This window comes from Rhodococcus sp. 14-2470-1a, assembly GCF_002259425.1.
Taxonomy (GTDB): domain Bacteria; phylum Actinomycetota; class Actinomycetes; order Mycobacteriales; family Mycobacteriaceae; genus Rhodococcoides; species Rhodococcoides fascians_E.
On record NZ_NPFZ01000041.1, the window covers coordinates 35,165 to 44,251 of the forward strand.

At 62.2% G+C, this 9,087-nt stretch carries 8 protein-coding genes and 1 pseudogene; 8 read left to right on the forward strand and 1 reads right to left on the reverse strand.

Going from position 1 to position 9,087, the window contains the following annotated elements:
• Positions 1-129: 129 nt before the first annotated feature.
• The 4 genes from CH292_RS25690 to CH292_RS25705 are packed head-to-tail and all read left to right on the forward strand — an operon-like array spanning position 130 to position 5,085.
• Positions 130-1,452 (forward strand): hydroxymethylglutaryl-CoA reductase, degradative, encoded by a 1,323-nt coding sequence (locus tag CH292_RS25690; RefSeq protein ID WP_256978577.1) that lies wholly within the window; start codon positions 130-132, stop codon positions 1,450-1,452.
• On the forward strand, positions 1,442-1,903 hold the full coding sequence (locus CH292_RS25695) for a hypothetical protein (protein ID WP_094656051.1): 462 nt from the start codon (positions 1,442-1,444) through the stop codon (positions 1,901-1,903). The genes CH292_RS25690 and CH292_RS25695 overlap by 11 nt, the downstream gene beginning before the upstream one ends.
• Entirely contained in the window at positions 1,903-3,288 is a 1,386-nt protein-coding gene (locus CH292_RS25700; RefSeq protein ID WP_094656052.1) for a tripartite tricarboxylate transporter permease, read from the forward strand. The genes CH292_RS25695 and CH292_RS25700 overlap by 1 nt, the downstream gene beginning before the upstream one ends.
• A gap of 15 nt (positions 3,289-3,303) precedes the next feature.
• The gene (locus CH292_RS25705; RefSeq protein ID WP_094656053.1) at positions 3,304-5,085 is read left to right on the forward strand and encodes an acyclic terpene utilization AtuA family protein; all 1,782 of its coding nucleotides are present in this window, start codon (positions 3,304-3,306) and stop codon (positions 5,083-5,085) included.
• Positions 5,086-5,364: 279 nt separating this feature from the next.
• Here the strand turns inward: CH292_RS25705 and CH292_RS29680 are convergent.
• Positions 5,365-5,520 (reverse strand): annotated as a pseudogene (locus tag CH292_RS29680) (AMP-binding protein); the annotation flags it as partial.
• Positions 5,521-6,237: 717 nt separating this feature from the next.
• On the opposite strand from CH292_RS29680, the gene CH292_RS25710 reads away from it, so the two are divergent.
• The 4 genes from CH292_RS25710 to CH292_RS25725 form a co-directional block, all read left to right on the forward strand.
• Positions 6,238-7,650 carry an MFS transporter gene (locus CH292_RS25710; protein ID WP_179278093.1) on the forward strand — a complete coding sequence of 471 codons (1,413 nt, stop codon included), beginning with the start codon at positions 6,238-6,240 and terminating at the stop codon, positions 7,648-7,650.
• Positions 7,651-7,684: 34 nt separating this feature from the next.
• A complete protein-coding gene (locus tag CH292_RS25715) occupies positions 7,685-8,101 on the forward strand; it encodes a biotin/lipoyl-containing protein (protein ID WP_094656055.1) in 417 nt (138 codons plus the stop codon).
• A complete protein-coding gene (locus CH292_RS25720; RefSeq protein WP_094656056.1) occupies positions 8,098-8,640 on the forward strand; it encodes a MaoC family dehydratase in 543 nt (180 codons plus the stop codon). The genes CH292_RS25715 and CH292_RS25720 overlap by 4 nt, the downstream gene beginning before the upstream one ends.
• Positions 8,637-9,087, forward strand: a 451-nt coding sequence (locus CH292_RS25725; RefSeq protein WP_256978576.1) for an aldolase/citrate lyase family protein, incomplete at its 3' end; no start/stop codon positions are given. The genes CH292_RS25720 and CH292_RS25725, both read left to right, overlap by 4 nt.

Here is a 9,087-nt window from a genome sequence, read left to right on the forward strand (position 1 = left end):
GTCCCTCGGAGCGGTTATGTGCTGATTCCACAAAGCTCAGAGTATTCCTATGCTCGGAGCACATTGTTGGGGGATTGCCCCGGCCATACAGTCACTTCCTAGTGCGTTGGATCACATCCTATTCATTGGATCCGGCGCTCTTTCCGAGCCCACCAACATCGCAAAGGCGTGAAAAACATGGCGAACAGCCGGATTCCCGGACTGAAGGATCTGACATTGGACGAGCGGCGAGCGATTGTGGTCGCCAATTCCGCCCTCGAACCGGCCGACTTCGCCGCGTGGGACCCCTCGACCGCCCTGACGCTGGATCAGGCGGACCACATGATCGAGAACGTCCTGGGAGTTCTTCCGATCCCGGTCGGGTTCGCGGCTAATTTCACGATCAACGGCCGCGACATCCTCGTCCCGATGGCCACTGAGGAGCCTTCGGTGGTCGCCGCTGCGTCCAATGCGGCCCGCATCGCCAGGGAAACGGGTGGGTTCGTCACCAGCTCGACGGACCCGATCATGCGTGCGCAGATCCAGGTCGTGGACGTATCCGATCCGGAGGCTGCCCGTCTGCGTCTGCTCGAGGCACGGGATGAACTTATCGCGACCGCGAACGAGCAGGACCCCATGCTGGTCGAACTCGGGGGCGGCGTCCGGGATATCGCAGTTCAGCTGGTCGAGGCCCGGACCCAGGTCTATGTCGTCCTGCACCTGATCGTCGACGTCCGCGACGCCATGGGAGCCAACGCGGTCAACACGATGGCCGAAGCACTGGCCGATCGCGTGGCCGAGATCGCTCATGGTCGGGCGCTTCTACGCATCCTCAGTAACAAGGCCGACCTGCGACTGGCTCGGGCACGGGCGGTGTTCTCCGCCGAGCAACTCGGTGGGGAGCGCATCGTCGAGGACATCGTTCATGCCGCCGCACTGGCGGAGGTAGATCCCTATCGGGCGGCCACTCACAACAAGGGCGCGACCAACGGCATCATCGCCGTCGTCCTGGCGACAGGCAACGACACCCGCGCAGTCGAGGCAGGCATCCATTCCCACGCCGTGCGCGATGGACGCTATTCCTCGTTGACGCGGTTCGAGAAGGACGCACAGGGCGACCTTGTCGCGTCGCTGGAAATTCCGATGGCCGTCGGCTTGGTGGGAGGCGCCACCAAGGTCCACCCCGGGGCGCGAGCAGCAGTGCGGATGCTCGGGGTGACCACCGCCTCGGAGCTCGCCGAGATCATCGTGGCGGTGGGCTTGGCGCAGAACGTCGCGGGCCTGCGCGTGCTCGCCACCGAGGGTGTGCAGCGCGGGCACATGACTTTGCACGCCCGCAACGTGGCCGTGTCCGCAGGCGCAGTCACCCCGGAGGAGATCACGGCTGTGGCCGCGCGCATGGTGTCGGAGAAAGCCGTTCGCGCCGAGCGGGCAATCGCACTCCTCGAGGGGCTGCGTCGCGATGAGCGGTGACCCGACACCAAGAGCCACCTCCGACGCCGAGCCGGAACTGATCAGTGTCTGGAACGAAACCGTGAAGACTAGGAATCTGTTCAAGGCCTTGCTGATCAGCGTTCCCCTCACTCTGATCGGACTGTTGGTGGCCGAGAAGGCGCTCACGGGGGCGATGGAGGACGACGAGATCGCCAGAACCTACTCGCTGCTGATCGGTCTGGCGATCGTCGTGGTCACCGCCGTCGTCAACGCGAAACTCTTCCGTCCCCAACGCATTGTGACCACCGAGGCACCTGGTGAGAGCACCACCTTCGAGGAAGCGCTTCGGGATCTTGAGGTAGAGCCGGGCGGACTGGGGAACACGTCCGCCGTTCCGCTCGAGGTCCGGCAGGAGATGCAGGACCTCGGCCTGTACGAGGCGTTCGTCGAGGCCGAGGAGCGCTCGGCCCGAAAAGGGGGTGACAACTGATGCTGTATCAAATCGTTCAGGAGCTTCCCACCGGGCTGCTCTGGGCCCTCATCGGTTCCGTCGTGTTCGGCGCTCTCGGGTTGGTCTCCGGCACAGACGAAACGGCGACCATCACCCCGATCACACTGCTCGTGGTGCTCCTCGGCGTCCCGCCGGTGGGGATCTTCGCCTTCTTCATCGCCGCGGTCGTGTCCAAACACCTGACGCACGCAATCCCCACGACGATGCTCGGAATACCGGGCGACACGATGGCGATACCGCTCCTCGAAGAGGCGAACTTCCTCCGCAGGCTGGGAGTACCGCACATAGCCCTCCGCAAGGCGATCAGCGGAGGCATCATCGCTGCACTGATCGCGGTGCCGGTCTCGGTGGGTATCGCCGGCCTCTTGAGTCCGTTCGCCGACGCTGTCACGGCCGCGGCACCTTGGATCTTCCTCGCTGCCACCGTACTGATCGCATTCTTCTCGCAAGCGCGGATCGCGGGCGTACTCGTGGTCGTCCCGTTCGTCATGCTCATACTCGGGCTACGCGCGATCGGTGCCGACTTCGGCGGTCAGACCCTCACAGTGAGCTTCTTCCTCGGTATCGCAGCAGGCCCACTCATCCTGGACTTGTTGTTGGTCTCGTCGCCGGCCGGGCGGAGGGAAGCGCGGAGAGACGAGGTAGAGACCCGACATATGTCGGTGTCGAACTCGACATCCTCGAGGTATTTCCCCAATCCGCTGACCATTCTCGACAAACGTCAAGTCGGCTTGACCGCCGCGACGTCCGCGGTCTCGGCGAGCACGTTCGTGTTCAGCCCAGTCGCCATGACCGTCATCATGGGCGAGGCGATCCGACGGTTCCCCAACAACGCCTACCACCGTCTGACAACCAGGATGGCGGTCAAGAACGGCACCACCGAATCCACCTATCTCGGTGAGACGTTGATCCCGCTGGTGGCGTTCGGGCTACCGCTAAGCCCGATGTCGGTCGGCCCGGCCGCGCCGCTGTTCAACGCCCCACCCCGGTTCACCGTGGACACCGAGACCGGTGAGGTGAACAATCTGCACACGTTCATGTCTTCGTGGGAGTTCTTGGTCTTCGGACTTCTCGGGGTGATCGTCGCGGCGATAGCGGTCTACCCGTTGGCGATGAAATTCGCCGCGCCGGCGGCGTCGTTCGTCATGCGCAACGTCAGTCACGAATCCGTGGTCGCTGCCTTCGCTGCACTGATCCTCATGGTGGCGGTGTGGGAGGGCGGCATCTACGGAGTCCTTGTCGTGATCACAGTCGGACTGGTCGGCGGCCTGCTCTCCCGCGCCTTCAAACTCCACGCAGGCGTGCAGTTCATGGCGTTCTACGTAGCCCTGCTTACCGTTCCGGCGATCCTCGCCCTGTTTTAGAAAGGTAATCCGACCATGACGGTGCGTATCGCAAACTGCAGTGGATTTCTCGGTGACCGCAAGCACGGCCCGTCCGAGATGATTTCCGGCGGCTCTATTGACTATCTCACCGGCGACTGGCTGGCCGAGCTCACCATGAGCATCCTGGCCAAGCAACGTGACCGTGACCCCGCCGCCGGCTTCCCCACGTCCTTCGTCGACCAGATCGCCGAGGTCCTCGCAGCCTGCCGCGACAAGGGAGTGACGATCGTGGCCAACGCCGGCGGTGTGAACCCACACGGATGTGCGGCCGCGGTCGCCGAGGCCGCCCGCGCGAAGGGCGTCGAGGTGACGATCGCCGTGGTGGACGGCGACGACATCACGGACCGGTTCGAACAGCTGCAGGGCGCTGGATGGCGAGCCGAACACCTCGATACCGGTCGCCCGTTCTCCGACACGGGTGTGACCCCGACAGTGGTCAACGTCTATTTGGGCGCGTGGGGAATCGTCGACGCGCTGCGGTCAGGGGCAGATGTGGTGATCACCGGGCGGGTGTCCGATGCCTCACCGATCGTCGCCGCAGCCGCACACCACCACGGCTGGGGTCCAGCGGATCTCGACCAGATCGCTGGCGCAGTGGTAGCTGGTCATCTCATCGAGTGCAGCGCACAGGTATCGGGTGGGAACTTCTCGTTCTTCACCGAGATCGACCACCCCGAGCACCCGGGCTTTCCACTCGCCGAGGTCGAGGCCGACGGTTCCTGTGTGATCACCAAACACGCCGGAACCGGTGGGGCCATCACCACCGAGACCGTCATCGCCCAACTGCTGTACGAAATCAGCGGACCCGATTACGCGAACCCCGATGTACTGGCCCGCTTCGACCGGCTCACCGTGGAGCAGCTGGGCCCGGACCGCGTACGTGTCGCCGGCGCATTCGGTGAAGTCGTTCCCGAACAGCTCAAAGCGGGAGTGGTGTCGGACTACGGGTGGTCGGCCGAGATGTCGGTGCTCATCACCGGCATGCAGCGCCAAGCCAAGGCGGATCACTGTCTGCGCCAGCTGTGGGCGGAGTTCCCCGACGGCCAGGAATCGTTCGACGACGTGGTGATCAACCTCATCGGGGCGGAAACGGACAACCCGCACGATCTGGATCAAGGAACCAGCATTCTGCGTGTCGCCGTCGCGGCCGCGGACCGCGACCTAGTCGAGCGCTTCCCGCGGGTACTGGTGGAGATCCTGCTCGGCGGCTTCCCCGGTATGGCGCTCGCCTCTCCGCCGAGCCGTGCCCGCCGCCGACAACTGTTCTGGCCCACTCTCATCGCCGCCGACCTGGTGCAGGAGCGCCTGAGCGTAGGCGGCTCGACGCGCACTATCAACAGAGCGGTCGTCCCCACACAAACGACCGTGACGCCGCTGCCGCAGGTGGGAGGGGCCGCCCTCCCGATCGAGTCAACCGTCTCCGTCCCACTCGGCAGCATCGCCGGAAGCAGGTCGGGCGACAAAGGCGGTAACGCAACACTCGGGGTATGGACCCTCTCCACCGAGGCCTTCGAATTCTTGAGGGCCTGGTGGACGCCAGAGAACGTGGCAGGCTTGCTGCCGGATCACCCCCGTTCGGAGCTTCGACTGTGGACCATCCCGACCGTACGGGCTGTGGGTGTCACCATCGTCGGGTGGTTGGGCGACGGGACAGCGAGCAACCTCGACCTGGACACACAGGCCAAAGGACTCGGAGAGTTCGTGCGCTCGCGGCACCTCTCCGTTCCGGCATCGGTGATGGACACGGTCCGGACTCGGCCGGGAGAGAAGACCTGACACATCCCTCACGCGATCCCATGCGTCGAACTCCCTATCGAGCAGGCGAACCCTCATCACAGCAAGAATGCCGGTAGGCGGAGGCGCTGACGCATCAACGAAAGTCGTTGCAGCAGTTGAGGTCACAGCGCAACGACGTCGGCCGGAGTCGCTACCTCGCGTAGCGACATGACCAGGCGAGCATGACCGTTGCTGCGGTCTGGCTGGCGCGCCTCTTGGATAAAACGGTGCGGTGACTAGGTCGGGGTGTTGGTGCAGGGTGAGCCCGCGATTTTGCGCGAACAGCGACACGAGCTGCCCCTGCTTCACGCCGCGCGCGGTCAACGCGGTAGCCACCCGGTCACTCAGCTCATTCATCTCGGCGTACGTAAGTACTCGAGAGTCAGTGATCAACGCGACTTTTGCGCCGTAACGAGTTGCGGCAGTGGGAAATATCGAGACGGGACTGAGAGACGGGGGTGGCTATTTCAAGCTACGCGTTCAGATGACTTGCGGCACCCATGAATGGGCGGGGTGCGTATCGCAGCCGTCATCTGAACGTCGCAAGAACCGCTTCGCCGGTGTGACACTGTCAACCTTTGAGGCCGCTATCGAAGTCTTCGGGGATTCTGTGGTCAGCGATGGCAACTTCAGCAGGCATCTCACGACCTCGCAACTAGGGCAGAAGTGCTGCGTCCCTGGGTTTCTGGAGGGGTGGGCATACGCACGATCGGCGCTGGAACTCCACGATGCCCCGCGTGCACTCGCAGTAAACGGTGTGGGTATGAATATTGGATTTTTCGACCCAGGCGAACTCGTCTCATTATGCGACCGATTGGTCGTCATGCGTCGAGGCGTAACGACAGCGCACCTGGTCGGCACCAATTGACGGAGTACACCTTAACGGCGCACATGACAGGCGCGATCAAAGAAGATTCTGCGAGTGGGCAGCCGTGATCTGGACCTAACGAATAAGCACGTTGTCGACGCGGATTGAAGTATGAACCTCCCCGAGGCATCCTCCGCGCAACGTAAGAACAGCCGACGAGTTCTGCTCTTGACAGTGATGCGTATCAGAATTAATTTCTCACCAAGCCCGCCCGTCTAGTCTGTCGGGACGAGAGAATGGCCACCTGCAGCGCACCGAGTGGAGCGTTGCGAAAGGAAAAGTCTATGAATGTCGTTTCGGTCGTGCAGAACAGCCGAATGAGTGTTTGGCAGTACGTCGTGGTTGGGGTGTGTTTCCTGGGCAATCTCATCGACGGATTCGAGTTGGCGGTAATGGGGTTTGCCCTACCGCAGCTTCCCGGAGACTTCGCCACCACAGCCCAGAAAGGTTGGCTGGCAGGCTCGGCCCTCATCGGCATGGGACTTGGGGCGCTTTTCTTGGCTCCTCAAGCTGACCGCTACGGACGGCGAAGTATTCTCATTCTCGCATCCGCTCTCAGTACGGCAGGAATGATTGCAACCGCACTCTCCCCGAACGTTTGGGCGATGTTTGGGGTCCGGATTTTGACTGGAATCGGGGTCGGTGCGGTCGGAACACTGACAATTCTGGTAGCGCAGGAGTATTCATCACTGAAACAACGAAACATGAGTACGGCGATGACCACGATTGGATACGCGGTTGGAGCATTCACTGCCGGATCCGTAGGCCTGATCCTTCTCGAAGCATTTGGTGGTGCCTGGCAAGGGCTCTTCCTCGCTGGTTCGGTTCTGGGGACAGTCGGTCTGATAGCCATGATTCTCTTGCTCCCCGAGTCACTTGCCTACCTTGTCATGCAGGACAATCACCGGTCGAGGGCAGAGATCTTGAAGATCGCCCACAGAATGCATCTGCACGACGTCGACCCCGGAGCGCGATCGGCGGAAAGTACCACCGACGTCGGTGGAGGCGAATCCAAAGAAGGACCGTTCGGAAAGCAGTACCGCACAACCACTGTCATGCTTACGTTCGGCTACACGATGGTCGTTGCTGCATACTATTTCGTCGCGAACTGGACACCCCAACTCGTCAAAGACGCTACCGGCGATGTCGCCACAGGCGCGATGGTCGGTACCATCGTGACCTTCGGAGGAATACTGGGTGCGGTTGTCTTCGGATTTCTCGGTATGCGAATCTTTGCCACAAAAATTGCGTGGATCATGCTGGCGATTGCAGTAGTGTCTCAGGTCGTATTCGCTCTGACCCTCGACGGTCCTTTCGCACTCATTGCGGCGGCCCTCCTGGGAATGGGTGGCTTCGCAGCGATGTCCTCGTACATGGCCGCGACACCACCGCTGTATCCAACCCTCATGCGCGGCAAAGCCCTTGGTTCTGTCGTCGGCATCAGCCGAATCGGTTCGATTTTGACCCCGATCGCAGCAGGGTACCTCGTCGCGTATCTTACAGGTGTCGGGCTCTATCTCGCATCGTCCATTTTGTTTGCGATGAGCGCTATCACTGCCTTCTGCCTGTGGTTGAGGACGCGTTCTCACTTCGAAAGGGAGGGAGAACGACGCTTCAGCACGTCACCGACATCCCTGCCGCATTCTGACCCGAATTCAGTCCGCCTGGGCAATCGGCTGAGATTCACTCCGAAGTAGCTCAACGCCCCTCTTCACGAGCACGTTCACGTCATTGCAGGCATCGCCGGCCGGCGGCGACGTACTCCACATCGTGGTCGACGGGCGGCTAGAGAAGTTTCGATACGCCCTGGACGGTGATACTGCGTGGGTGTCGAACACCGCAGGCACGTGGGCGATACGGTCGGTCGCCGAAGCCAGCGTCCGCGGCGATGTCGCGCATTCGGGGGATGCCGAAATCCTCAGTCCGATGCCAGGTTCGGTGATTGCAGTGCTGGTATCGGACGGCGGCTCGGTCACCGTAGGAAGGGGCGTTGTGGTGGTGGAAGCGATGAAGATGGAACACACTCTTACAACCCCGATCGACGGGACGGCCGAGATAGCGGTGTCCGTCGGCGACCAGGTTCGCGTCGATCAGCTATTGGCGCGAGTTGTCCCCGAATCGGGCGACGTCGTCGAGGTCGAACGATGAACGACACAAAGGTGCAACTCGCGCACCGCAGCGAACAGGAACACGGGGGAGAAGTGACCGAGATACGCATTCGCCAACAAGGACTGTGGTTCGAGGATGTTTCACTCGGGAAGATCTACGAGCATCGTCCCGGCCGCACGATCACCGAAGCCGACAACACGTTGTTCACCACGCAGACGATGAATACCCAGGCTCTCCATCTCGACGCCGAATTCAGTAGAACCACCGTTTTCGGCGAGCGCCCTGTCAATTCCATGCTGACGGTGTCGACTCTCGTGGGTCTGTCGGTTGCACAGTTGACCCAGGGGACAATCGTGGCCAACCTGGGGTTTACCGAGGTGTCGTTCCCCAAACCGATGTTCCATGGCGACACGTTGTATGCCGAGACCAGGATTACTGACAAACGTGCGTCGAAAAGTCGGCCGGGCGAGGGCATCGTAACCTTCGAACACACCGGCAGGAACCAGCACGGCGACGTAGTAGCGGTCGCCGTATGGAAGACGTTGATCCGGTTCCGACCCGAAGAGGGGTCCGCATGACGTGGGTGCCTCCGGGGCCAGCGTGGTTGTTTTGCCCGGCAGATAGACCCGAACGGTACGCCAAGGCTGCGGAGCGGGCCGACGTCGTCATCCTCGACCTCGAAGACGCCGTCTCCGCATCCGACAAACCGGCGGCGCGTCGCGCCCTGATTGCGACACCGCTGGATCCAGCGAAAACCGTCGTACGTATCAATGCACACCGTACATCCGAGTGGTCGGCGGATCTCGAAGCACTCGAACACACTCAGTACAACGTGATCATGCTGCCCAAATGCGAAAGCGCAGTTCAGGTCGCTGCCCTTGCTCCTCGCGACGTCATCGCCTTGATCGAATCTCCACTCGGAGCGATGAACGCGTTCTCCACGTTCGGAACCCAGAACGTCGTCGGCGCGGTGTGGGTGGGGGGGGGGGGGGCGAGGCCCCCATCTCCCTCCTGGGGGGCGACGC